Origin of the sequence: Shewanella sp. AC91-MNA-CIBAN-0169 (assembly GCF_040310165.1) — a bacterium.
Lineage (GTDB): Bacteria > Pseudomonadota > Gammaproteobacteria > Enterobacterales > Shewanellaceae > Shewanella.
Map to the genome: position 1 here is coordinate 124,659 of NZ_JBEOPM010000012.1, position 26,967 is coordinate 151,625.

General features: G+C 38.4%; 20 protein-coding genes and 3 pseudogenes. 9 read left to right on the forward strand and 14 right to left on the reverse strand.

Translation table 11 applies throughout. The features are described from left to right. Nucleotides 1-6: 6 nt before the first annotated feature. The 3 genes from AAEY98_RS12165 (at nt 7) to AAEY98_RS12175 (ending at nt 2,718) form a co-directional block, all read left to right on the forward strand. Complete coding sequence (locus AAEY98_RS12165; RefSeq protein WP_229780217.1) at nt 7-213, forward strand: hypothetical protein; 207 nt, start codon at nt 7-9, stop codon at nt 211-213. A gap of 121 nt (nt 214-334) precedes the next feature. Beyond that, nucleotides 335-1,480 (forward strand): alkene reductase, encoded by a 1,146-nt coding sequence (locus AAEY98_RS12170; RefSeq protein WP_351017218.1) that lies wholly within the window; start codon nt 335-337, stop codon nt 1,478-1,480. An 839-nt stretch (nt 1,481-2,319) separates the two neighbouring features. Beyond that, nucleotides 2,320-2,718 (forward strand): Mor transcription activator family protein, encoded by a 399-nt coding sequence (locus AAEY98_RS12175; RefSeq protein ID WP_188927250.1) that lies wholly within the window; start codon nt 2,320-2,322, stop codon nt 2,716-2,718. 631 nt (nt 2,719-3,349) lie between these two features. On the opposite strand, the pseudogene AAEY98_RS12180 reads toward AAEY98_RS12175, so the two are convergent. From AAEY98_RS12180 to AAEY98_RS12190, 3 genes and pseudogenes are all read right to left on the reverse strand, one after another. Continuing rightward, a pseudogene (locus tag AAEY98_RS12180) lies at nt 3,350-4,459 on the reverse strand (ISAs1 family transposase). Between the two features lie 276 nt (nt 4,460-4,735). Then, nucleotides 4,736-6,388 (reverse strand): methyl-accepting chemotaxis protein, encoded by a 1,653-nt coding sequence (locus AAEY98_RS12185; RefSeq protein WP_351017221.1) that lies wholly within the window; start codon nt 6,386-6,388, stop codon nt 4,736-4,738. Between the two features lie 244 nt (nt 6,389-6,632). Further along, complete coding sequence (locus tag AAEY98_RS12190; protein WP_351017224.1) at nt 6,633-7,061, reverse strand: organic hydroperoxide resistance protein; 429 nt, start codon at nt 7,059-7,061, stop codon at nt 6,633-6,635. Nucleotides 7,062-7,172: 111 nt separating this feature from the next. On the opposite strand from AAEY98_RS12190, the gene AAEY98_RS12195 reads away from it, so the two are divergent. Further along, entirely contained in the window at nt 7,173-7,607 is a 435-nt protein-coding gene (locus AAEY98_RS12195) for a MarR family winged helix-turn-helix transcriptional regulator (protein WP_188927297.1), read from the forward strand. Nucleotides 7,608-8,216: 609 nt separating this feature from the next. Here the strand turns inward: AAEY98_RS12195 and AAEY98_RS12200 are convergent. The 4 genes and pseudogenes from AAEY98_RS12200 to AAEY98_RS12215 form a co-directional block, all read right to left on the reverse strand. Continuing rightward, nucleotides 8,217-9,143 (reverse strand): glutathione S-transferase family protein, encoded by a 927-nt coding sequence (locus tag AAEY98_RS12200; RefSeq protein WP_188927296.1) that lies wholly within the window; start codon nt 9,141-9,143, stop codon nt 8,217-8,219. A 91-nt stretch (nt 9,144-9,234) separates the two neighbouring features. Beyond that, nucleotides 9,235-9,672 (reverse strand): hypothetical protein, encoded by a 438-nt coding sequence (locus tag AAEY98_RS12205; RefSeq protein WP_351017229.1) that lies wholly within the window; start codon nt 9,670-9,672, stop codon nt 9,235-9,237. 17 nt (nt 9,673-9,689) lie between these two features. After that, nucleotides 9,690-10,367, reverse strand: a complete 678-nt coding sequence (locus tag AAEY98_RS12210) for a cyclic nucleotide-binding domain-containing protein (protein WP_188926892.1) — start codon at nt 10,365-10,367, stop codon at nt 9,690-9,692. An 803-nt stretch (nt 10,368-11,170) separates the two neighbouring features. Next, nucleotides 11,171-11,983, reverse strand: a pseudogene (locus AAEY98_RS12215) (IS982 family transposase); the annotation flags it as partial. A 162-nt stretch (nt 11,984-12,145) separates the two neighbouring features. Between AAEY98_RS12215 and gshA the strand changes: the two are divergent. Together gshA and AAEY98_RS12225 are read left to right on the forward strand one after the other, a co-directional pair. After that, nucleotides 12,146-13,783, forward strand: a complete 1,638-nt coding sequence (gene gshA / locus AAEY98_RS12220; protein WP_502959644.1) for a glutamate--cysteine ligase — start codon at nt 12,146-12,148, stop codon at nt 13,781-13,783. A 2-nt stretch (nt 13,784-13,785) separates the two neighbouring features. Then, complete coding sequence (locus AAEY98_RS12225; RefSeq protein ID WP_351017235.1) at nt 13,786-13,908, forward strand: hypothetical protein; 123 nt, start codon at nt 13,786-13,788, stop codon at nt 13,906-13,908. 564 nt (nt 13,909-14,472) lie between these two features. On the opposite strand, the gene AAEY98_RS12230 is transcribed toward AAEY98_RS12225, so the two are convergent. From AAEY98_RS12230 to AAEY98_RS12260, 7 genes are all read right to left on the reverse strand, one after another. Continuing rightward, nucleotides 14,473-16,545, reverse strand: a complete 2,073-nt coding sequence (locus AAEY98_RS12230; RefSeq protein WP_351017238.1) for a TonB-dependent siderophore receptor — start codon at nt 16,543-16,545, stop codon at nt 14,473-14,475. Nucleotides 16,546-16,875: 330 nt separating this feature from the next. Next, entirely contained in the window at nt 16,876-17,484 is a 609-nt protein-coding gene (locus AAEY98_RS12235) for a hypothetical protein (RefSeq protein WP_351017241.1), read from the reverse strand. Nucleotides 17,485-18,759: 1,275 nt separating this feature from the next. After that, the gene (locus tag AAEY98_RS12240; RefSeq protein ID WP_351017244.1) at nt 18,760-19,386 is read right to left on the reverse strand and encodes a TorD/DmsD family molecular chaperone; all 627 of its coding nucleotides are present in this window, start codon (nt 19,384-19,386) and stop codon (nt 18,760-18,762) included. Nucleotides 19,387-19,434: 48 nt separating this feature from the next. Next, entirely contained in the window at nt 19,435-20,070 is a 636-nt protein-coding gene (locus tag AAEY98_RS12245) for a DMSO/selenate family reductase complex B subunit (RefSeq protein ID WP_351017247.1), read from the reverse strand. A 13-nt stretch (nt 20,071-20,083) separates the two neighbouring features. Then, entirely contained in the window at nt 20,084-22,543 is a 2,460-nt protein-coding gene (locus tag AAEY98_RS12250) for a molybdopterin-dependent oxidoreductase (protein WP_351017251.1), read from the reverse strand. A 14-nt stretch (nt 22,544-22,557) separates the two neighbouring features. Beyond that, nucleotides 22,558-24,537: an MtrB/PioB family decaheme-associated outer membrane protein gene (locus tag AAEY98_RS12255; protein ID WP_188926879.1), complete on the reverse strand. Its 1,980-nt coding sequence runs from the start codon at nt 24,535-24,537 to the stop codon at nt 22,558-22,560. 17 nt (nt 24,538-24,554) lie between these two features. Then, entirely contained in the window at nt 24,555-25,493 is a 939-nt protein-coding gene (locus AAEY98_RS12260) for a DmsE family decaheme c-type cytochrome (protein ID WP_351017255.1), read from the reverse strand. 413 nt (nt 25,494-25,906) lie between these two features. Here AAEY98_RS12260 and AAEY98_RS12265 point away from each other — a divergent pair, with 413 nt between their 5' ends. From AAEY98_RS12265 to AAEY98_RS12275, 3 genes and pseudogenes are all read left to right on the forward strand, one after another. After that, nucleotides 25,907-26,062: a benzoate/H(+) symporter BenE family transporter gene (locus AAEY98_RS12265; RefSeq protein WP_188926877.1), complete on the forward strand. Its 156-nt coding sequence runs from the start codon at nt 25,907-25,909 to the stop codon at nt 26,060-26,062. A 134-nt stretch (nt 26,063-26,196) separates the two neighbouring features. Next, nucleotides 26,197-26,367: pseudogene (locus AAEY98_RS12270) on the forward strand (transposase domain-containing protein); the annotation flags it as partial. Between the two features lie 358 nt (nt 26,368-26,725). Continuing rightward, nucleotides 26,726-26,967: DUF3187 family protein (locus AAEY98_RS12275; protein ID WP_351017260.1), on the forward strand; the 242-nt coding region annotated here is incomplete at its 3' end.

The following is a 26,967-nucleotide window of genomic DNA, read 5'->3' on the forward strand; positions in this document are numbered from 1 at the left end:
GTATCTATGTTGTTCCGAGCTAATGATAAAGATAAAGCTATTTTCATTGCAAATGACTCTCCGTTTGGCTTGGGAGGATCTGTATTTATAGTCAACACAGAGCAAGGTATAGAAGTTGCTAGAGAATTGCTACATGAATGGTTTTTATCAATCATCCAACTTCTACAAAGGCCGATCTGGTTACAATCCAGAACTTATAGGCTTAGGTATTAAAGAGTTTGTAAACTACAAACTAATTAATATTGTGGATATTTATGCACCTTTTAATAGAACTCATAAATGATAATTTAATAGCCTCAAACGTAATCGTTCAGGCATAACTAGGAAAATAGAAATGAAGACCAATAACTTATTTCAACCAATTAGTCTAGGACGCTATAAACTCAATAGTCGTATTGTCTTACCTGCTTTAACTCGTTCACGTAGTTCTCAGCCAGGGAATATCCCAAATGATCTAATGGCTACTTATTATAAGCAAAGGGCTAGTGCTGGATTTATGGTTACAGAAGGAACCCAAATAGAGCCCCGTGGTCAAGGATATGCCTGGACACCCGGAATTTATAATCAAGAACAGATAGATGGCTGGCGAAAAGTTACAGATGCTGTTCATGCTTCTGGCACTGTCATTTTTGCACAACTCTGGCATGTGGGCCGAGTATCACATATATCTCTACAACCTAACCATGCAGACCCAGTTGCTCCATCAGCAATTGCAGCAAAAGGTGTCAAAGTATTTATTGAGACAGGTGTAGGTAAAGGAACTCTAGTACAACCTTCAGTACCGCGAGAATTAAGCCATGCAGAAATTAAAGAACTAGTGCAGTTATATGCACAAGCGGCAAAAAATGCGTTGAGTGCTGGATTTGATGGTGTTGAGATTCATTGTGCCAATGGTTATCTAGTAAACCAATTCATATCGTGCCGTACAAATGAACGTAAAGATGAGTATGGTGGGTCATTAGAAAATCGATTACGTTTCTTACGTGAAATTGTACAAGCAGTATCAGAAATTGTTGGTCCAGATCGCTTGGGTGTTCGCTTTTCTCCATTATTTTCAAGTACTGAAGAAGATCGAGTATATATTGGTCTTGTTGAAGATGACCCTCATACTACGTATATCGAAGCGATAAGAGTCCTAGAAGATGAAGGAGTAGCATACGTCTCGATTGCAGAAGCTGATTGGGAGAATGCTCCTTTGCTCCCTGATAACTTCCGACGTGAAGTCAGGAACATATTCAGCGGTCGAATCATTTATGCCGGACGATATACAGCAGATAGAGGAGCGGAAACAATAGAATCAGGACTTGGTGACCTTATAGCTTTTGGACGGCCATTCATTGCAAATCCTGATCTACCTGAGCGGATAGCAAATGGCTGGCCATTAAATAAACCAGATCAGGAAAGTATGTATGGAGGCACATATAAAGGCTACATAGACTATTCTATATACAATGAAAAATTATCTAAACAATTGAAATAGAATGAATTTAATCCGTAACAAAAATCGCGTGAAGCTCAGTCTTCGCGCGATTTAGTGTAGGTTTATTCACAGGCTGAGATCTCTAGTGTTTTTCAGCCAATTCAATGAACAATTTAATGTTCACATATAGCTATGATTTTATATTCCTTTTTTGCGAGTGCACCATGTAAATTGACCACTTCAAAAATATTTTCTAACAATAACAGGGCAACACCAAGAGCCAAAAGTCACCTTTGCCTTTGCCAAGTTCACTGGGTATTTATTGTTGATACTAAAGGCTGGTTTAATATACGTGGATACATTTTTAGACATTATGATTCGATTAAACCAATAACCGATTCCTAAATGTTACCCTGCTGATAACACTACCACTTGTAAGATGAGAACCGTTTCATCAGTGCCTGATCTATTTGGAGCCTATCAATGCATAACGTGCCACGGGCAAAGGATTATTTCTAGTGATGAGCTCATCAAAATTAGGAAAGCACTAAGTGCATAAAACAGAGAGGCTTTATCGAACATAAGTCAGCACGGAAGGCGACTATTAAAGGGGAGATTGTCGGTGTTTGGATCACCATGAGCCACTACATGATCATTTGGCATAGTAACGAAGCGGTATTAAACGCCTACTTGGTGAAGGGGTTGATAGTGCACTCAGGCGAATAACACATGGGTTATCAAGTACTCGGAAGCCTTAAGAATTGGTACAAACGTGAAGAGGCCTAACACATTACTAAGACTTGTAAATAATCTAGTTTCCTTTATTTATTTATTTAGAATGCCAAAGGATTGAAAAATATGGACATTCATCACTTCAACATACCCAATGAGACCAGCAAATGGATTTGTTAAAATACGAAATAGCAGAATTAGAGCAAGCACTTAATACCCTAAAAAATCTAAAGCCAGATGAACGGGAGGACTTACTTAAGCGCTGGCCATCAACCTTGCAAAACCTTTGTGAGCTAATGCGTGTCACGCTAGAGGATAATAATGTGCCTAATTCAGTAGCATTGGCCAAAACACTTGCCACCTATTTAGGTACGCGAGACATGCATATTCCCAATGGAAAAAGCCTTAAAGACGCTTTGCGTGACATTCAAATTTGGCGTCAGTTTAAGGGCAATAACCTAGAGCAATTAGCTATAGAGTACGGTTTAACAGACCGCAGGGTCAATCAGATTATTACCGAGCAAAGAACCGCGTTTGTAGCAAGGAAGTTGAGACGGTTATTTTGAATCATGGATTTATTTGAAACCTTATGATCTCGTGTGCCTGTAGTGTAGTCTGTAAAATTTACTTTCAAATGGCAATAGATTGTTCTTGTTAAGACTGTGTTTTACATCTAAATGCACAAAACCTTTTATACGACATGAAAAATAACATTAATTTCAAAATTAAGTATAAGAAATATGGTTAGTAAAATTCGATTACCCTTCTTGGGCTATTTTTATAAGGTGTAGGTTAAACGTAAGTACCAACTAACCAAATATACTAATGATTACCAGGCATTGATAAAGTGCATCTTAACAAAGGATTTGTAGCCTAGATCTCGTGCCATAGTGATAATAAAATGATACAAGATCCCTGATTGAAAATACATATCAATTTTTAGAGTTAATATCAGCATTATTTTTAAATAGAAGGGATTTGAAAAGCCTATAAACAAATTGCCTTGAAAGAGAATAATCCAAAAATAGTAGCAATAAAATTACATCGACAATCCCTCCTCCAGCTAACATTTAACTGGTAAAAATATCTAATGGCAATACGGAACTATGCTCAGGATGTTGCCAGCATAACAGCCATTCGATTAACCGTAGTTATATTAACTGACTAGAGCCACCGCATGAGCGCTTAAATTTTAATCTAGGCGCTAAAGCTAGCCTTTAATACCGCCTCAAGTATTAATGTATTCATCATGTATCGTTTTTGTTTTCCAACAATGCTTAACTTGGTCGACCCTACTCGTAACATATTCAAACTCATATGACGCAGGCATTACAGATTTTCGGCCCCATGAGCGTTATATATTTGACATGCATCCTCACCCATACTGACATCAAGCACCCAGTGCATTGATTCTATGCCCCAATGTTCTCGAACGGCTATCGCAGCTTGTTCAGCACTTAGCGCCTTAGAACTGATGTAATAACGGTACTCAAGCTCGATTGGTTTTCCTTTTTCAAGGCGACAACTTTCGAGCATAACGATATTTTTTAGCCCTTTCCACTTTGAAAAGTCACCTGCTAAGTTTGTACTGTCAATAACATAGCGCTGACGACACTCTGTTCGCCCATGACCGTGTTCAATTACGGATTTATCTGTCTTGTGGGCTCGTTAGAAAGAGAAGGCTTTTACTATCGCTTCGCGCCGTTTACCCTGATTACTTTTAACGGCAAGCGGATAGTCACCGCCTTGTTCCACAATGGTTTGGGCTATCTTTGTTTGACAAGCCATCGCATCGATAGTTACTAAAGCCCCTTTGATATCTAATATCCTTATCAACTCAGGAATGGCAGTTATCTCATTGCTTTTTTGTTCTGTTTTAAGTTGGCCAAGTACTAATTTGTTTGATGAAGTATAGGCACTAATCATGTGTATGGTACTGGCTCTATCTTCACGATTGTACGACCCTCGAAGCGTTTTTCCGTCGATAGCAATCACTTGGCCTTCGGTAAGCGTGTGTATCGATGACATCCAGTGGATAAAACACTGATGAAATTGTTCTGGTACTATCGTTGATATGATACGAGCTAGAGTGTCATCAGCAGGAATGCCTCTCACGAATAGGTTGTTGTTTTTAAACCAATCATGATGTCCAAGTATGTATTCTCGAATATCAAGCCAGCCTTTAGTCCCTGCGATAACGGCACATAGAGAACCAAACAAAACTTCAAAAAGGCAGTAGGTCACTTTAGCCCCTTGGCGTTGGTCTGTTATGGTTTGAAAAGTCTCTTTGAAGTGGCCTATATGCATGGTGAGCTCCCGAAAAAAGGGAGTATAAGATCATAGCTAAATGTTAACGTCAGATCGTGTATTCAAATTATTAAAAACGTACACGATCTCACCCTGATTAACCGACCATTAATCAAACCTTGCTCCATATCAGCATTTTAATGGCTTTGCTCTCAGAAAGCGTTACCTTTATGGATTGTTAGTAAACATGAATTTTATCATCTGTATGAGAGTAAACAAAAAATGATTAATATACTTTTATAACTCAGCACACTTATAATTTTTTGCAACATCTATTCAATCATTTTTTACAGTAAAAAACTTCATTGACTCATTTAATTCATTGGCAATTTTCGCGAGCTTTTGGGCTGCGCCAAGATTGCCTTTTAATGATTGAATTGATTCAGAGGACATATTGTTGATAGTCGACATAGCATCAGAAACTTGATTAATAAGAGTCACTTGCCCTTTTGTTGCGAGTGAAACCTCTCTAACATTTGAAAGTGATGCTGAAGCTTGCTGCTCTATTTGTTTAAGTAACACTGTAGTTTCTTCAGTTAGTCTGCGTCCACTTTCAACTATAGGCTGGGTTGTTTCCATTGCTGCGACAGATGCTTGTGTCTCATTTTGCACCTCACTAATCATTTTCTCAATTTGTTCAGTCGCAGTCTGCGTGCGTCTAGCTAATTGTCTAACTTCATCCGCAACTACTGCAAAACCGCGACCGGATTCACCTGCCCTAGCGGCTTCAATTGCTGCGTTTAAGGCTAATAAATTGGTTTGCTCAGAGATACTGCTAATGACACTCACAATCGACCCTATTTCCTTAGTTGTTGATTCTAATTTTCGAATTTGAACCACGGTCGAGTCGACTGTATCAGTAATACGCTGCATTTCAGAACTACTCTTGCCAACTGCTATAATACCATTTTGTGAGTAATTACTTGTAAGTAATGAATTCTCTTCTGTCTGAGCAGCGATGCCTGCTATTCCATCCAGTTTCGATTTCATAATTCTAAGATTTTCAAGCGTGTCTTGTGTAAGTTGAGCTTGTGCATCAGCTTTCCCACTGGCTTTAATTGACCCATCCTCAACAGTAATTGCCTGATTAGATAAATCATGCCCCGCGCGGATAATATTAGATACAATCTTATCAAGATTATCGCGCATCGATGATAATGAAGATAACAAACTCCCCTTATATTTGGTCTCGATGATTTTCGTCAAATCGCCATCAGCTATAAACGACACAGATATTGCAGCCTGTGCAGGCTCTCCACCAAGTGACCGATAGAGGCTACTAACAATGAGTCGAGCAATAATTATACTAATAACGACTGCAAGAGCAGAAATGACAAGCATTGTTGACTGGAAACTATCAGCAACCTCTCGGGCTGATATAGTGGTAGATTGATTAATTTTTTCCTGATAATCAATAAATTGATTGATTGCTTTAAGCCAACGTGCAAATAAGGGACTAGCTTGAGCTCGAACAAGATTTGCTGCTTCCTCTACCTTACCTTGCTCAGCTAAAACAATAATCTTGTCGGCCAATGGCAATGCAGATTTTTTAATGTTAGCTATATTATTTAATAATTCGCTTTCTTTGCTTGTAAAATTTATATCAGAACTGAACATTAAATCCATTTTCATTTCAGAGTCGTCGTAAAATTTTCGTAGTTCCATAATTAGTTGTTTTTGAGTAGTAACGGCACTTGGGCTTTCGGCCAAGGTAACATCTCGTATTGCAATAGCTCGATCATGAACACTACCACGAAAATTAATTGCGTACCGTTGCTTTACCGAGTGGATATCAGTTATCTCAGTTAAATCCTCGCGAATATAGTTTACCTTGGTAATCCCTAGTGCGACTAAAAGCAAAAGCATAACCAAGATCAATACAAAACCGAAGTACACTCTGTTCTTGACCGATTTAGTTGTTCGCATCATTAATTTCTACTCCGAAGCAACTTAATCGTAATTTCAACATCCTCTACGCCGCCCAAGCGCCCTGTATATCCATCCGGTTGGGTGATAGCTGAATCAATGGGCACACTCGTTTCAACAAACTTTGGAGTCTGAACTGAGCTGATTTGCTCCGAGTCCGAACAGCTAATAAGTAAAATATTGATAAGAATGCTAATAAAAAGAACATAACGCATAATTAGATTTCCTTCTTAGATATATGTAGGTATTAAATAACTGAAAGGGTGATATCGATATTGCCGCGTGTTGCACTTGAGTATGGGCAGATTTTATGTGCTGTTTCGACCATTTTCTGGGCGTCAAATCTATCCATATCACCTAAGGATACTGCGAGTTTTACTGCAATACCGAACCCCCCCTCAATAGCACCAATAGATACTTCCGAATTAATATAAGTGTCATTAGGTAATCGGCGGTTTTCTTGAGCTGCAACAACTTTAAGTGCTCCTATGAAACAAGCCGCATACCCAGCAGCAAATAATTGCTCAGGGTTAGTACCTTGCCCATCATCACCACCTAATCCTTTAGGAGTTGATAATGTCAGATCTAAACGGCCATCGTTTGATTTTGCAACACCTTCACGGCCACCGGTTGCTGTTACTTTTGCTGTATAGGCGATATTTTGTAACACGTTCATATAGAACTCCAAGTATTATTCATTTAGTTTGCATGCAAAATAATACCGAAGCTAAATACTTATTGCAAATACTTTGCATGCAAACTAAAATATAAACTTAAGGAGTAACTTATGCAATTTGATCGATTAAAGCTTAAAAACCAGCTATGCCATCGCTTATATATGGCATCTAACAGCATCGTTCGTGCTTATCGAGAGCCTTTAAGTGAGATCAATATAACTTATCCGCAATATGTAGTAATAATGGCTCTGTGGGAACAAGACAACATTACAATTGCAGAGCTAATAGAACAAACGTCAATTGATGGTAGTGCGATGACACAAATTTTAAAAAAAATGGTTGATAAGTCACTGCTACACATAGTGAAGGTTGAACAGGACAAACGTAAACGACTAGTGAAACTCACACATACAGGACTGGCTTTAAAGGCAAAAGCGATTGAAATCCCTAATGAAGTGAGCTGTAAGTTTAGTAATATCGATAAAATCCAAATAAAAGAACTGATGAAATTACTCGATGCCGTCATTACTGATTTAAAAGATTAACACCTCAGTGGGTCTGCAAAAGTGTTGAACTTTCAACCTCAATGTAAATTGAACCAACAACACTCGCTCTGGAAACCTAAAGAGTATCATTCAAAGAATTTTTCCAACGGAACGCTTATGTTGTTCGATTCGCATCGAAGCATATTTAAAACATGTGTAGACTAGTCAGGCTAGGTTCTCTGCAGCTTTTTATCAGTAAATCAGGAAGATCTCCTATGCAGACATCTAAAATTCAATACATGGATTTAATCTCCAAATTACATCTCACAAAACTTATTTGCTCGACAGTCAGTTCGTTGGAGCTGATGTGGCGGTATTGCTGCATTATCTTTTATTTCCAGAAGCCCTCTTACATAACGATGAGAGCAAAAGCGGCTTGGCAATCTTGGTCTAACGAGCCATTGCATCGATATTGGCAAGCAAATCCAAGTAGTTTGTGTATCTCAGTCAATCTAGGGAGTACGTTTAAATTATGATCCAAATGCCATACTTATTTGGAATTAAAAACCAGTGAAACAACCCACGTATGATCGTGACTTGTTTCACTTGCAAGAAATAATAGGCAATTATCGAAACTAAATTTATAGAAATTAATAATTAAAGATTGAATTAAGAAGCCAATTCAATTTGGTAACCCACCCGAGGGAAATGAACATAAACTTCCCCAGCACGCTCATCATTACGTCTAATAGCCACCTCATCTGTTAGTGATAGAATTAGCTCACCGACAACCGGAACTAATCCATAATCGATAGGCTGCACAGTCACCAAATCACCATATTTTAAGCCGTCTAGCTCCAAAAATTCATACTCTTCATTGCTCGCCCATTCCCCCAATCTAGCCTCATCAATAGCCTCTTGACCTGTAATATTTTCAGCATTACCATGCCCGATTGCTGTCATAGAATCCAGCCATCTCAATAATGCTGGATAAAGCAATAAATGCGAACGAACGACCGAATTATTATTGATAAACCACAGACAGTGATATACCGAAAAATCAGCAATGGTAGGCTGTTGGCCAAGAAGATAAGGACCACAATTTTGTAACTGCTGTTCAAACTGTTGTAAATAAATAGGTAATTGAGACAGTATTATCTTAGGAGTATGCGCTCCTCGCCATAATTCTTCACGGTCTGTTACCAGAGCCGATACCACCGGAGTTGGTATATCTTTCGTCAATTCAGCAAAACCATCTGGCGAAAAAACCAAAGCAACTACAAGAGCAAAGAGATGTTGATCGGCCCATTGTGCCATGATATTAGCACTAGCAACTAGATCATCCGGATAGAGCGTTTTCTCAGGGGCATAGTTATCTATTACACGGGATATTAATCGTGTATCACAATATACATGTGCCCCTTGCTGCAACACAGGAGTCTTACGATAACCTCCTGTCAGTGCGGTTAAGTCTGGCTTAGGCATGATAATAGGTATTGTCACTGTTCTATATGATATACCTTTAAACCCTAATATTGTACGTATTTTTTCAGCAAATGGAGAAGGCTGGTAATGATGTAATATGAATTTGCTCATGGTATTCCCTTATAGTAAAAAATGTTAAATGGTAATTTAATTAAGCTAGTCATAGTCAATTAAAATTCAAAATATCTTATACTTATAAAAATTATTTAAACATATTATTAGAGCTTTTCTTTGAGAGCTTACATTGCGAAAGATACAAATTAAATATCCCGTTGATAATGGGAAAGTATGAGTATTGATAAGGATGCAAGATATGCCCTACTATGGTTCTTTCTAGCTCAACACCTATAGACAAAGATAAAGACTCATACTGATTTAAATTATTTAAGTTACCCTCATTCAATATTTTCTTGATATACATAAAATATATCTCTACAACTAATGATGCATCACTTAATTCTTTAAATGCTATGTAATTTATTTCTGAGAAACATGACGAAACGACTATGTTATTTAGCTCTTCAATAGATATTCTTCCATTAAAAAAACTTTTTATCTTCCCGTCTTGATAGAGAAAGCCATTGGCGACTTTAATTAAATCTGATTTCAGATAGATTTCTTTCATCAAAAAACGTTCCATAATATACTCTTTAAGCACTAGTAGGTTATACAACATGGTTTATAATATCTATGGAAGAGATCCTTATCAACTCGTTCTAATAGTATTTCTCTATTTAATATATATATTTTACCTACTTTTTTTATAATCACACCTTCAACCTCCAACCGATAAACTACCTTATTAGCATATTGTCGGGTACATCCTGTCACTCTGCTCAATAAATCAACCGTAATAAAGTTTTTCTCTATTACGCTACAGTTAGATGTACAGTAAATTAATATAAAAAACTCAATATAATATTCGGCACTTAGTACTGTTCTAAGTAGAGCTAGCTCACGAGAGTAGGATATGAAGAAGTCATATATCTGATCTACCAGAATATCCATTTCGCTAGAAAATGAAGCTAACTCATTACTTTTTCTTGGTACTACAAATACAGATGTATCAGTCAATGCTTCATATCGTATATTTTCATTTTTAAAATATTTATCTATTTTTTTATATGGAATAACGGTGCCTGGAGTAAATAAGCTCGCGCAAATTTCGTAATCTTTAGCAAAATCAAAAAACTCACCAACAACACCATGATCTATAGAGACCAAATAAGTTTGATCATGCTTCAATTCAAGTAGATCTCCTTTCTGCAGATCTACTTTGAAAATATTTCGCACTAATATATCAATGACCGAGTGAGGTATTGACCATGATTCCATTAAGTTTCTTAAGGTATATATGCACATACAACCACCATGAAGTGTCAACAATATAATTGCGCACTATTATATAGCGCACAACCTATATGATTAATATACAGTATAGTAATTACTCCTGTATATCCTGATGGGTAACTTCTGCGATCAGCATCACTCAAATAACTATACGTATCGAAATTCGAGACATGCAACAGTTAAGGTGTCTAGCCTACTGGAAACGCTGATTGCTAATTAATGGTTCAATAAGAGGACGGATCACTTGATTGCATTATGTATTAATTAACCTGATGTGATGGTCTCCTCCCACTACGGCATCGATGTGCCATGATTGAAGTGGTTACAACAATCAAAATGGGAGAAGACCAAAATGAAGATTACAACAATAGGGTTAGACATAACAAAACGATTCTTTCATGTGGTTTGTTGCATGAACCAGATCGGTTAATTAATAAAAAAATGTTAACACGAACTCAGATATTAGCGTTTTTCCGAAAAAAACAACATGTTTAGTTGCTATTGAGCCTTGTGCAACATCGCATTATTGGGCTCGATAAAAACAAAAGTGTGGTCATAAAGTTAAGCTTATCCCGCCTCAACATGTAAAACCTGCATATTAAAAACTTGGTGAGTTCAGTGGTACTCAATACCGATAACCTGATAAGGACAACATGTACGAAATACATCGAGGCCAGAAGTCTTGAACTTCATATATAGGCCGTATATATGGCAGCAATCCTGTCCCTGTTATCGATGAGTAAAACCTTGCAATACAGGAAGAGACTATATATGAGATCTGCTTGAGCAATCATTAATGTATTGCGCTCTACATCAGTTAATTTAAGGTGTCGCTTACTATCTTTTAAGCAATAGTCCACTAATTAAATTCAACATAAAACTGTTCATACTCCGATGTATTGAATGTTCGATGAACAAAATATTCTTCAGTTGGTCGTTTATTTTTTCAATGATAAAGCGCCGTAATAGCATGGCCTTATCGCATAATAAGATGGCTCTTTCTTTCATGTTTCTACGTTCAATTGTGACGAGCATTACGCTTTTATCGAATAAATCCGCTCCCTCTCCATTTCACTATATATCTTATTAGTCAAGATTGAGTATCATGTACTTTGTCTGTTGTGACTTTGGTGGCGACAATTTCACAGAGGTGATTGACGATGAAGTGAAGCTTGAACCTATAGAACCAACCCATTGAGACTTTGCTTCGTTGTAATATCCCATCAACGGTTTTGCGTCTTGGAATACGGATGTTATGGAACACTTTTATGCTAGTGGAGTCAATTAATTCAATGCCTGTGGGCTTTCCTTTAAGTGATGAAGTAGGCGCAAATCGGCACAATTACTCGGGGCATGACGGCTAAAGATCGCGTATAACTGAATAAGTTTGAGATTTAACTTTTGTAGAACAGCGACGCATAGTCAAGATAATAATTTTTGAAATCACGGTAACATAACATATGAAAACTTACGACAATGTTCATGATTTCGCTAGTTGTCATTCGAACATCAAGTTACCGTTTTTGAGTACCATCATTGAGCAATTACTGCTGCCACTGAGGAATAAATACTTTGCAAATATAATCGACATCACAAAACAATTAAACTAATTAATCATGTCTGTTCTTTGTGTACCTGTATCGTTCTTGTTTGAAAGATAAGACACGGGACAAGTATTTATTTCCATTTCTTTAAGCAAGATTCAGGTTAAATAATAATCTCGTTTATTATCAGGTCTAGCTGTTTACTCGCAATGCGAATCCATAAAAGAGAGTAGTAAATTGAAGTCTTTCAATGAAAAAGTCGAACACTTAAGCGACACTCAAGGCCGTGAGGCTTTATTGGGCATGTTACGTGGTATTGAACGTGAAGCATTGCGTATTGATGAAAACGGCCATTTAGCACAAGATGGACACCCAGAAGCGCTCGGTTCTGCTCTGACCCATTCGCGCATTACCACTGATTACAGCGAAGCCTTATTAGAATTTATTACGCCAGTCTGTCACAGTATTGATGATTTGCTCGAGGGGTTAACGCAAACCCACGCTTACAGTGTGCGTAACCTTAACGGCCAAAAATTGTGGCCTGTCAGCATGCCATGTTACGTAGGTGAAGTCAGTGATATTCCTGTCGCACGATATGGCAGCTCCAATAACGGTAAAATGAAAACCTTATATCGTAAAGGGTTAACCCATCGTTATGGTGCATTAATGCAGATCATTTCTGGGGTTCATTTTAACTTTTCGGTGTCGCAAGATTTATGGCAACGTTTGTATGATGACAAGATGACCAATGGTGCCGCTTGTTGCAGTAAAAATATTAGCTTTGAAGACTTTATCTCAGAATCTTATTTTGGACTGATCCGTAACTATCATCGTTTAGTGTGGGTGTTACCGTATTTATTTGGTTCAACGCCAGCATTATGCAGTTCATTTATAAAAGATCAAGACGTCGATTTCGAATTTAAAAAAACCGGTAAAGGGACCTTATACCTTCCTTATGCAACCTCATTGCGCATGAGTGATCTAGGCTATACCAACAAAGAACAAGACACGCTTAATATTAGCTATAACTCATTGCCTGATTATCTTGAAGGCGTTGGCGCGGCAATTAAAATGCCATCGAAAAAGTTTGAAGAAATTGGTATCAATGTGGACGGTGAATACCGCCAACTCAATAGTAATATTTTGCAAATTGAAAATGAATTTTACGCGCCAATCCGTGCAAAACGTGTCACCCAAAAAGGCGAGAAACCTTCACAAGCTTTAGCACGTGCAGGTGTTGAGTATATTGAAGTACGTGCCTTAGACGTTAATCCATTTAGCCCTGTTGGGATAGATGCAACTCAAGTACGTTTCCTAGACCTATTTTTATTGTACTGCTTATTATCGCCATCTGAAGATACCGATGCCGTCGGCGACGCAGAGATTGCCGCTAACTTGCAAGCCGTAGTATTAGAAGGCCGTAAACCTGGGCTTGAATTACAACGTAACGGTAAGACCATTAGCTTAACGCAATGGATGCACGAGTTATTTGGACAATTAAACACAATCGCGAAGCTACTCGACGGTGATGATAGCCATGCTTACCAAACAGCCTTAAGCACTTGGTCTGAAGCTATCGATGATCCAGATAAAACCTTATCAGGGCGAGTGATCAACGAAGTCGTGGTTAAAGGCACCGACCATAGCGTGTGGGTTAAACAACTGGCAAATGATTATCATGAATTTTTAAGCCATTACCCATTAAGTGATGAAGTCGAGCAAGGCTATGAAAACGAGGCTAAAAAATCTTTGCTTGAGCAGCACAGTTTAGAGGCTCAACCACAAGATAATTTTGCGACTTTCCTCGCTCACTATTTTAATGATCTTGTTCCTGCAGGCACTTTCGAGGCGAAGTAATCATGCAAGCTTATTCATCTTGGCGAGCACTGCTTGTAGCGGTAGCGGCATTAGCTTTACATGGCTGTGCTTCATCGCCAGATGAAATAGTAGATGGTGTTTCCGGTATTTTAAGCCAAAATTAACTATTATCGTCAGGTAAGCATTAATTAACCGTTGCTATATTGATTAATTCAGCTTCATTGAAAGTGTCATTCTCGGTCCGAAAAGCCAAATGGTTTATCAGCAAATTTTTTATCTGTATCCACATGGATGCCATTAAAACTTCGATGTTGATCAGTGATTGTGCCGACCTTTCAATCACCTACAGCACTAGAAACAAGCACTGAGGGGCGAATAAAACACAGTTTCTTACAAAAATCTTGTTGTTTAACAGTTTTACTCGACTCATTTTGATCAAACAGCTGTCACAGCAGTTGGCATGAGTCGATAATAGCTATGGCATTTGGATCTGGAGTCTAAATAGGAGCATCCCTAGAACCTTCTCTATCTTTTTACGTCCACTGCCGAAATGGCAGCATAAACACGCCCCCTGTTTGTGTACAGTTTTACTTGACCATTACACAGCACGTTACTTGAGAGACAATAAAAATAGTATCCAGTGGCAAAAAGAAAATGCCGCTAACCTTAAGTAAACGGCGTTTATAGATTATTCTGGATTTTTAATGTCTAAATAAATAAAGTGAACTTTAGAAAGTGTAACTTACACCAAATTTGACTGTTTTTGGTTTACCTACATTCACTTCGCCGTTTTCACCGCCACCTAAGTAATCTGTATCAAATAGGTTTTCTATATTCACTCTGAGTTGCAGATCTTGCCCTGCCACTGGAATAGCGTAGCTTATACCCGTATCAATGCGAGTATAAGCATCTTTCTCGAATGTATTTGCAGCATCGCCAAAACGTTCGCCTTCATAAAATGCGCCTAAGTTAACTGCCATTCTGTCAGTTAGTGAATATTTAGCCCAAATTGACACTGTCCACTCAGGTACATCTTCAGGGCGGTTACCCTTGAACTCATCGTGTGAGCTGTATTCCGCATCTAGATACATTAAAGAGGTGATCAACGAAAGATCGTCGTTTATTTGCCCCACTCCGCCAAACTCAAAGCCTTTATGACGTTGAACACCACCTTGAGTCGTAATTGGATTGTCAGCGGTGCCCTCATTAGTTAGAATATTCTTTCGTTCAATATCAAACACGGCGGCATTTAAACGAATTCGTCCTGACAGAAACTCCCATTTAGTCCCTAGCTCTACCATTTTCCCTTTAATAGGATCTAGCTCTAAGCCATAACTGCCATCTTCACTGTCAAGTATGCTGCCTTGTGGCTCGAAACTCACGCTGTAATTTGCATAAAGAGATGCATTTTCTACAGGGTGATAAACGACACCAAACTTCGGTAATACTGAATAGCTGTCGGCATCTGTTTTGTCTTGTTGATCGTAGCGCGTGCCCAACAGCACTTGCCATTCATCATTAAGTGAAATTAGATCTTGAGCAAACACACCATAGTACTGGTACTCATCACTAGAGGCCTTGGCATCTGCATAATCAAAATCAGGTTGAGACGCTATAAAACCAGAGCTGATGTTACCACTACCCATTTTACCTTTCACTTTTAGCGAGCTGTACTGGTGATCAACGTAGTTTCCGCCTATAAGCAGTTCGTGTTGCATTCCAGCTAACTCAATAGAACCTACAAAATCGAAGTAAAACGCTTGTTGAACCCAGTCTTCAAGCTTGTTGTAGGGCTTGTTTTTATAGCGGCCAGTATCAGGCTCATAGCTACTAGTTTGTGGCTTGCTTTCCCAACGCTCGCGCTCATTGTGTTGTTTGTTATAACCTGCTGCAAACTCCCAATTATCCGAAAATTGATAACGAAGGTCGGCACCATAGTTTTCACTTTTTGCATCAATCGTAGTCCAAGGCATATCCCAAATAGTCTCATCGCCACCAACAACATCGCCGTTATCGTCAATTAAAGCACCGCTATCTTGGCCTGCTATGTCATCAGATTTATCGAAGTGCAAGGAGAGTCGGAGGTCGTTGCCAAGATCAAAATCAGTCATTAGGCTGCCAACAAGGAAATCACTATCTTGTGCGATGCCATCTTGGTATTCGCGCCAGTTTTCATTTTGTTCTTTCTCAAGAACGGCTCGATAACGAATTGTTTGAGCTTCATTTAAGCTACCCCCCGCATCGAGCGCCCCCCTAATCGAGCCATTTTCATCACCTTTTACGCCTAAGGTAAGAAACGAATCATAAGTTGGTTTCTTTGTTACCAAATTGACTAGACCACCAGGCGTTGATTGACCGTAGAGCAAGCTTGATGGCCCCTTTAGCACTTCAACATTTTCAACCAATGCCATTGGTATTCTGTACTTAGAAAAGTGCTGATGCCCATCTTTGAGCAGGTTGGTACTTTCATCTAAGCTAAAGCCACGTAAGCTAAAACGTTCTCTATCGGTAGTGACACGACCAATAGAAATACTGGCATCATTCTTGAGTGTATCACCTAACGTGCGCACTAGCTGGTCATCCATAACTTCTTTAGGTATGACGACTACAGATTGGGGAGTGTCCAGTAATGAAACATCTGAGCGCATGGCTCCGTGCGCTTGATCCGTTTTATAATGTTGCTGGTGACCATTAATGGTGATGACTTCGATATTAGCATCGTCAACGGTAGTTGCGGCTGCTGAGCCTGAGTGCAGAATGCCTGCGATGAGTGCACTAATTAGTTTTATGTTGGTGTTCATATGATCAACCTTTTATAGCTCTTTGCGATGACAGCCTTTTCGTAAGCGAATCCCGATATTCCGTATTAACTGTAAAACGCAGGCTAGAATTAATTTGGTGTGTTGTATAAGCAACCACTACATACGAATGCTAACGATACCGATTATCAATTACAAGCCGATGTGTTTGTTAAATAAGCACTTGAACATCTTGATGATACATAATGTGAGCATTATCACCGTAGTATTTGCTAATATTCAGGAAATATCCCCGCAACCAAGAACATTCTTGACGTCGGCATTGCCATCTAGTAGCGGCAGGGATCTTCTACTGTAATCAGTTTGTCTGGTTTAGCATGAGGAGGATGTAAATTGCTGGGTGTTGGAAATGTTCTTTTTAAGGTAAACAATAAGGCTATCGAGTAAAGCTGCCGCTCCTAAGTAATATTCAGTATTAGCATTTTCTTCTATCTGGACAATAAATAATTTAATCCAGGGTCTCATGAACTCCTCAATCAAGATCCCAATTGGATTTGATACAGTATTTTGACTCACTTTATTGAGTCTTTCTGACAATATAAATAGAAGTACCCCTATGTACTCGTTGGGTTCATTAATTATAAATTCAACATCTATATTATTTTCAACACAATAAACTTTGATTTGGCGCTCACGCAATTCCAAGAGAAGGTTATTTTTATCTGTGTATGCACAATCCCATGAGCCAATATGCTCAACGCTAGCAAATAGGTTCATAAAATCAAAAAGCACATTAAGCCCATCCTCAGTCTTAATGCTCTCTTTCATTGCTTGACCGAGAATATTGCAAGGATCAACATAATCAGGCCACTCATCAAGTACCCCATCAGCTAATTCCTCAAGAAATAATTTACTCGGCGGTGAATAGAATATTTGTGATAAAACTCGGATACTCCTCACTAAATCCTCATGTATTTTCATTGTTTGACAACCTTAAGCCTAGAGTGAAAGCCGTAATATTAATTAAATTCTTTGAACGACCAGCTAAAAATATATGTACAAAAATTATAAAATGCTCTATGTCCATTGTCATTACAGGTCAGAATTAAGGTTTGTTAAATCCATGAACCAAAGAAAAATTCAGACCTGAACTTTCCATTCTACTTCGCTTTCATCATCTCTCTGAGCATGTTAACTGCTAAAGAGCGTTGTTAATTAGGTTGAAAAATCGACGCATTAACGCCATTCGTTCAGCATTTTATCTATCTCTAATCCGACCACTATCTCCTTTAAAAGTAACGTCAGACACCAGTACTATTGGTTTTCTATATGCCTGTACTGTCGGATACTCCCCAGAACGCCAATTCAGGATCGATATCTAAAGAACTCAGAAAATACTGGTTATCGATGCTCGTATTAATTCCGGATCTTCGCTCGCGTTCGACTGCAATGATTTATTTGGGTGAACGCCTTTTCAAAGCCTGCTCTATAAGTAATGTTGCTGGTACTAGGAAAGTGCTCGACATTAGTTATGCCACCCCCGATTTTTTCTTCATATTAAGCGATAAGCTCAGTACCGTTGTCACAATAAAAGCTAAAAAGCTCCTGCGATTACTTGTTTAGTTTAGGCTGAAGTGCTTTAACTTGGACAATGTAATCAACCCTTTTCCACTATTTTGGAGTGTTGTGTTGTTATAGTGTGATGCGTCGAACGTCAGTATTATGTCACGGACATCAAGCATATTAAGCAAATATCGAACTGTAGCTAACTATCTAAATACCTTATCGAAATAAGACTAGTCCTCGCTCAGTGTTAAATGCTTAGACCAGATGAAGTACGTCTCCCTTAGCGGTTAACCACTAATAATGTCTTCCATCAATAGCAATGAGTTGCTTGTCGCTTCTCTCTTGTAAACAACAAGAGAGAAGCCGCACATCACCAAGACTAAAACGTCAAAATTAACAGTTGAATATCTTGCCGGGATTTAAGCTCTGAATAGATTATGTTCACTTAGCTAATCCACGTGTTCATAGGCAAACTCTTCGATACCAAACCAGCCTTCCCATCTAGATGCTATAGTAGACATAAAGTCGATAATGTCGTAATGGTGGAACAGGGATATTTGGTGATAATAAAGTGTTCAAACATAGACGTAGAAACAAGCCAAAAGAATAACTTGTTTGATCAGATCATGCTTTGTTGGCCCCCCTACCGTTAACAAAGTATTATCCCGCCTTGACCTAGAGTTGGCTAATCTACTTATACAAGTGCACCTGTTCAACATCGAGCTCAAGCTCCTCCTCCCAATAATTTACATACTGTTCAGCTAACACTGAAATAGATTGATAGAATTTCGTAACCGCACTCGTCTTCATCAAATATATAAATCGATAAAACCATGGCAATAAATGATTTTTCATTAATTCAACTATACTATCAAGATTATAGTCAATGCCAGCTCTCTCAAATAGCACAGATAAAACACTAAATAAAATACCTATATGATCTAGTGGCTCATTAACTTCCAGCTCCACTGATACATTATTTTTTCTGCAAAACTCTTTGAATTTCATAGAGGACTCTCCAAACATAAGATTATCTTTGTCTGTATATACAGAACCCCATGGATATGCTAATTTTTTTTCGCTTCCTATAAATAATCTAAAAAAGTCTGATTTAACAGAATCAAAACTTTCATTTTCGACGCTATCTCTAAGTTTTTTTAATACTTTTTTTTGCTTATTCGAATATTCAGGCCACATTACTTCAAATTTATTTTCTTTAAGTATATCTATAATATCTTGAGATGGTCTTTTATAAAACAATGTAGAAAATAATTTGCAGCATGCTGCAGACATCATATAATCTTGTTCTGGTTGCATTTTTAAACCTCGGAAAAATCCGCCAAAACTTCGGCGGATTATCTATTTTTATACTTCAGTAATATTGACTATATTACCATCAGTACTACCAGTTCCACGCCCAACTCGACTTCTAGTAATAAGTAAACTAGGAGTAGTAATTGATGGATCTGGTAGAGGTGCAATATCTCCTCTAGTAGCATTTGGATATTTGGCCTTCAACTCATCCATTACTCCAAAATCAAGGGCACGCTGAGGACAACCGGCTACGCATCGAGGTTTCTCTCCTCGGCTAACTTCATCCTCACAACCATCACATTTTGTCATGACTTTCCGTACAGGATCCATTTGGGGAGCGTCATAAGGACAAGCTCTTGAACAGCTACCACATCCAATACACAGGCTAGCCTCAATTTTTACTAAGCCGTTACTACTTTGCTTATGGCAAGCCCCTGTTGGGCATGCTTTTACGCAAACAGGCTCAGAGCAATGATTACACCCTATTGATACATAATAGGCAAAAACACTGCTAGATACTGTGTTGTCGCTATTTTCGGTTACAGAGCCACCAACATACTCATAAACTCTCCTTGTATTCTGGGTTGGTTTTGCATCAAATTTTGATTTACAAATAATATCGCAGGCTTTACATCCACTACATTTGCTACTATCGAAATGGAAACCTAATTGGAAACTATCAGCCATTGTAATATCCTCCTCATGCCTTATAAATTCGGACGCGATTTGAATTAACACCGGTCCCTTTTGCAACAGTGCTAGTCATTGTGTGTGAAGTTAGACTATTGAAGTTACCACCAATATCTAAATCACCAACCGGAGTGAATTTAAAACCCTGCCCATATGAAATAACGCCTGGCATTACTCGTTGAGTAACTCTTGCTTCGACTTGTATTTTGCCAAAAGATGATTCGATGACAATCTGATCGCCATCTTTAAATCCAGAGGCATCAGACGGATTTACCCATGCAGCTCTTCGCATAGCATCTTTAAGCCACTGAGAATTAGTATATCCAGAGTGTACGTTCGATTTTGCATGGAAATTTACTAATTGGAGAGGATAATTACTCACTAAATCAGAATCTTCATACCCACCAGGGACAACCATATACTTAGCTATTGGGTTAATGTAATCAGTACTCCGCCAATAATCTGGTATTTGATTCTTTTCAGCTAGTTCTCTAAGTTTGTGCGAATATATATCAATTTTTCCAGATGCAGTATTAAGCAATCCGCCATTAGTGACGTACTCATACATTGCACAATGCCTTATTGCAGAGGACTCAGAATCATCACATGGATTAGCAAATTTAAAAATTTGCTTTTCCTGCATTTCTGATAATGTCGAAGGTAATTCAGGGTGAAACATTCTTAATACTTGATACCCATGTTCGAGCACTTGGGTCGGAGTCATTCCCATACTGAACTCTGATTCAATGCCTAAAACTTTTGCGATTCCCTCACATATTTCCCATGTTGACTTAGTATCACCAATTCTTGGAATTCCAGTTGTTGCTATAACAAAAGGCATCGAACCTGACTGTAGATTTGACCAAGGTAAATCAGTCTGCTCATACCATGTCATTTCTGGCAAGACATAATCACTGTACATAGCGGTTGAAGACATGTGGTTTTCAATATTTATAATCAGTTCTACATTCGTCTGATCTTTTAATTCTTTTGCTATCTTAAATGTGTCTCCTTGTTGACCTAGATGATTACCCCCTCGCACCCAAGCACATTTAATATTAGCACCAAGTTTCCCATCTCCACGGCTATCGATCTCATCCGGTGGTAGGATAATATCATCCTTAATCACAGTCATATTCTCGCCATCAAGAATTGCACGAGGCCATGCTGCCATTCTTACTTTTGCATTTTTTTCATTAGCTGGCACTGATGGCAAAACGAAAAATGCATTAGTCGTTGCAATCTCAGAAAACGCCATATCACCATTAGTTGTACCACGCTTACCTACAGCACCTACCATTAGCGAAAGTGTACTAATTGCTCGGATATTATCCTCACCATTAAGCTGTCTCTGGATACTCCAACCTGCTATCACAAAAGGGGCTTTTGCTTGGGCTAATCGATTAGCTACTTCACGAATAGTTTCGGCTGGAACACCTGTAATTTTAGAGCCCCATTCAGGTGTCTTAGCAATGCCATCTTTAATACCAAGAATATGTGCCTCATAGCACTCTTCGTAAGGTACCGCTGGAAGCGTTAACGATGGATTATGAGGATCTGGCATTTCTGGTTCAGCCCAAAAACCGTAGCACTTCTCTTTTAAAAAAGAAGTATCAACCTGATCAGTGCTTATTAAATGATGAGCCATAGCCTCACAAAGAGCTGCATCCGTTCCTGGTCTGACAAAATAATGACTCTCTTCTCTCCCTAGCATGGAGTCAGTATACCTAGGGTCAAAGCAGATTACTGGAGTGTCACCTTTCACGTGCTGCCATTCAAAACCGTAACCAGCACCACTAGCTCCAGTCTCTAAGGGATTAAAGCCAAAAAATAAATATAAATCACTAAATTTTGACTCCACAATAGAAGAATATGGTCTTGTCCCATACATATACGGCATTATTTTTTCAACTTGGCTGAAACTCATCGAGCTGAATATGCCTGTATATCCTCCCATTACATTCAATAAATTATTAATAGGTGTAGGAGAATGGATAGCACCCATTGATGATCCTGCAAGATTAAAGACAGATCTTGAACCGTAAGTGTCGTATATATTTTTTAGCTTAACTCCAATTTCTGAAAATGCCTGGTCCCAACTAATCTGTTCAAACTGGCCACTTCCCCTTTCACCAATACGTTTTAGGGGATGTAGAATTCTATCCGGATTATAAATTTTTTGTTTTGCTGAGTGTCCTCGGGCGCAAGGACGTTGCTGGCGAATTACAAACCCGTCCTCTGAGTCGATAGTGGTTGTTTCTGGTGTAACTTTTGTGATGATGCCATCAACGGTAGTAATAACTAGTGGGCAAGTTGCTTTGCAATTTACATTACAACTTGACATTGTGGTTACTTCTTCAGGCGCTAACTCTTTGACCTCTTCACTATCTTCTGAAGTTGTATTACAAGCAGTTATACTGCTGAGAGCTGCGATGCTAGCGCTTACTTTTAGAAAATCACGTCTTTCCATTTTAATCACCTTCTTTAAAACATGCAGTTAATGCTCATCATTAACAGATGTGCGTTGTAGTTATGGTTCTGCTCACCTAATGTTGTGAGCCTTGTTATTTCATCAATGCCAACAAGACCATCATCTGCATCGTAATAACGCTCATAACGATAGCTAAGCTTCAGTCCTACATCTGCATTTAATGCATAACTGCCATATAACTCTATGCTGTGCCTATAATCGTAGTAGTCACCATAGTCACTATCATCAATTGCTGTATTACTCTCTGAATTTGCAAATAAATAGTCAGCTCCAACTGTCAGATCATCCGACCATATCCAGCTAACTCCAGCACCTAAATTAATGAACGTATCTTCAACATGTCCCAGCCAATTTGAATAATTATCAAAACTGGAACCTGACATATCCGAGTTAATCCACTGCTGACTTGCAAGAGCATATAAATGCAACTTGTTACTTGGATTAATACCTAGAGTAATGTCATATCTATAATCTTCAGCTTCAGAAAGACCTAAATCTGTATTCTGATATTTGTCTCTGGAATAACTTCCATTAATACCAATGTTCAGCCAATAAAGAGGATTATGGTTAATATTTAACTCCACGCCACTACGCTCACGATCAGCCAAATAATACTTTCTTAACAGAGGATTTTCTTGGGGAGCCGTTATCCGAGATGAATCATAGAGAGACCCCCCTCTATTTTCATATATCCCTTTAATACTGAATTTCAATTTATCTATTGCATGAATAGTAATTTTTGACCAAAATTTATTTTCTCGATTTATTTCACGTTCTAAATAATTTCGTTCAGTTTCTTTAAACTCATAGCCAGAACTTAGTCTATACTGGCTACTAAATCTGTAACTTGTCTGTAATGAACCACCCGTCCGAGAAATATCAAGTGGTACATTCATCTTAAAAGCACCACTAATACTGTCCCACTCTAACTGAGCGAAATTATCTACGGAACTCTGATTATCACGGTCACTAAAACTGAATTTACCATTCACTCGCCATCGAGCATTAAGAAGACTACTAAACCCTATACGAACATCACGGGTATCGACTTGCCCATCCCAATTGACTAGAGGATTTCCAGCCATAGGGATCAGTCTTGAATCTTGGATCATACGCCCAGCACTGATCGTGCCATTTAGAGCTGTATTCAAAAATACGGACTGCCCACTGAGAGATATGATATGCGCACTATTATCAGGAGTTGCCGCATAAATATCCTCATTGTAGATTAGTGAAAGATTATCTATATCGTCCCGATAAAAACTACCATTATATTGCAGAGTACTTGACCAGGTATTGCCATTATAAGTAATACCTGCGTGGACCTCTTCGGTACTGGAACTGATAGGTTCAACAAAATTTACAACACCAATAGCATCGACGAAACTAGCTTCTTTATTACCAGATTGTTTTTCGTAGCTGTAATCTAAGAAAGCTTTATAGTCCTGATATAAATACTCAAAACCAGCACCGACTTTTTCTCTTTCTTTTATAATCGAAGTGTTAAAAATGCTATTAGCCGCTTTATCTATAACATTATTTCTAATAAAAAATGGACTTTGAACTTTTCTACCGTAAGTAGTCTGCAAACGGTAATCGATATTAGTTTTAAACTCGTCAGTTTTGTTTACCTGAAGATGAAAACGACTGCTATCTAAACCTAAATTATGGGCATTGACTTTAGTATCTAGCCCATCACTACTTCGTAGCCTCATATCACCACTCACTGCGCCTACTAAGCCATTACGATCTTTCCCAAACTCATTACCGCTGTATGCATCATCACTGTTAATTAAACCCAAACCTATTGAAACTTGCCCATTCAAAGAAGGATGCTCAATACAACGATTACATTGGTATTTATTAGTATCGACTTGAGTAGTATTAGCATTGCCAATACCAAAGTCAGCAGCTAGTAGTGGATCAGAAATTACTATTAGCATCGTAGTAATAATATTTAATTTAAAATACATATGACTTACCTCTACTATCAATGACTAAAATTGCTACCTGCAGGATGATTAGAACCATGAATCTGGCTATGACAATTGAGACAACTTCTGCCACTGCCAAATGCATCTATACCAGGTTTATTAGTGATTCGACTCGCATGCCCATCATCCATGTGGCACTGTTGACATAATAGCGGAGCTCTTTGTTTTAAAAGGTTATCATTAACGCTGCCATGTGGGTTATGGCAACTAGTACAATCTTCAGTCACAGGAGCATGTTCCCACAGAAATGGGCCTCGCTTATCCGCATGGCAGCTATAACATGTAGTGTTTATACTTGTTGTGTTTAAAGATTTTTCGTTATTAGAACCGTGAGGATCATGACAATCAATGCAACTCATATCTCCCCACTTTAATGGATGAGAAGAACGCATATTCATATCCGCTTTTTCCTGCAGATGACAGCTACTACATAAATCATTAGTACCTTCGAGGCTTAAAGCTGGATCGCTAGATGTGTGGATTTCATGGCAAGAAACACAGGTGACTTGTTCCAAATTATGCATACTGCTATGCCAGCCATTCCCCTTATCACTCTCATGACAACCTAGACAAATACTATTTTGGCTATCAGAAGAAAGTTTACTCTCGGACCCGAAACTAATCATAGGCTCTTTCCCCCCCCGATTATGCTTGCCAAGAGGGCCGTGACACGACTCGCATTGCAACCCCGCCATAGGAGATTTACTGCTATCCAATAATCCATGCGTAGAACTAAAGATTGCCATCACTTTTGTATCTTTTTTATGACACATTAAGCATGAATCAGCCCCCTTTGATGAATACTTTCCTTCAACAAACTTGGTTTTTAATTGTGATTCTAACTGCTCAGCACTCAAATCATTCCATGGTGAAGCATGCGCAATTGGAATTACGAAAAGGGTAAAAATCATTATAAATCTAAAAAGTATTGTCATAACTTAGTCCGGCATATTTACTTTGATGAGCATATGTTACTAAGTTATGAAATTGTGTCACGCAACTAGTTTACAATTCTAACGTGAGACTTCACGAAATTAGAATCACTTTAAAACATTGGTTAAGCCCGAATTCAGATAATAACAGCGACACTCATAGACTAGGTTAGAAGAAGGGATATAAACGTAGCAATTACTTATAAAGCTAAATTAAAAAACTGGATTAATTACCTCCAGCAACCTAGGGCCAATATATGCTCTCATCCAATATTACAATATAAAAAATAGCGTTTTGGCAGTGATCGGTTTACGTTCCTATATTCGGCTTCATAATTGAAAAACTGAGTTAACGGCTAGAGCACTATCGATGGTATTTGAGCTTATAGGGAAGCCTAGTAATATGATATTTCACAGTGACCTGGGCTCACACTATACAAGCTGGTATAGCTTTACTTACTGCTATTAATAGTAGTATTAAACAAGCACTATCCGAAGATAAAATGTCTGAAGCTGCAATCATTACTTTTCTCGTAACAGCTTCAAACTTGACACTATGGGACATTAGTTAAGTATTGTGGGGGTTAATTGCAGGTTCTATAGCGCTACTCGCCATATCAGCGAAGTCATCACTCAGACTGACTCAGCACAAGTATCACTTAACAGCTTTAAATTTATAGAACTCCTAAATTACTATGAGTAACATATCAGGCCGTTTACCACAGGACTAAAAAACTGGATGTTCTCGACGTCGGTGGGTGGCGCTAAAGCCAGTGCGAACTTATACAGCCTGGTGATGACCTGCCGTGCCAATGATTTGAATCCCTACTACTATTTCCGTCATCTATTTACGGAATTACCCAAGCGAGCACCATGAGATGATATGTCTGATTTGCTGCCATGGAATGTTGATTTAGGAGAAACAGAATAAGCCTTATCAGCTCATTGGTAACTTATTATATAATAATCAATGCTTTACTGAAAATAACCACTCAAATAATCAGTAACATTAGTTGATATTATCTTAAACAATGAATACAGTTGTAAGCATAAGAGTGGCGATATAACTGAATTTTATCCTGTCTTCCTTTAGGATATTCAATTTATATCTAGCACTTTAATGTGCGCAATCTCAGCAGTTAGCCTTAAACAATGACCAACACGAGTAATGTGTTTCATATTTATAAATAACTGATACTGAATATTTAACTGGAAAGTTAACGCAGGGAATAGCGATGAAAACCAACCTTAAACTGATATCCATTGTGAGTATTTTTACGATCTTGCCTGCAAAAGCGCAAGTAGTCAGTTTTAATGATTACGGACCGTTACAGGTATATGCGCAATCACCGATGCAATCTATTAATCTTAGCCCACTTTTACGATCTGGCTTTTCGTTGCCCCAAGGTCAAAAAGAATGGTACATCACAGCCAATGCAGCCAGCGTCTGGTCAGAGTCAGATGAGTTATTAGCTGA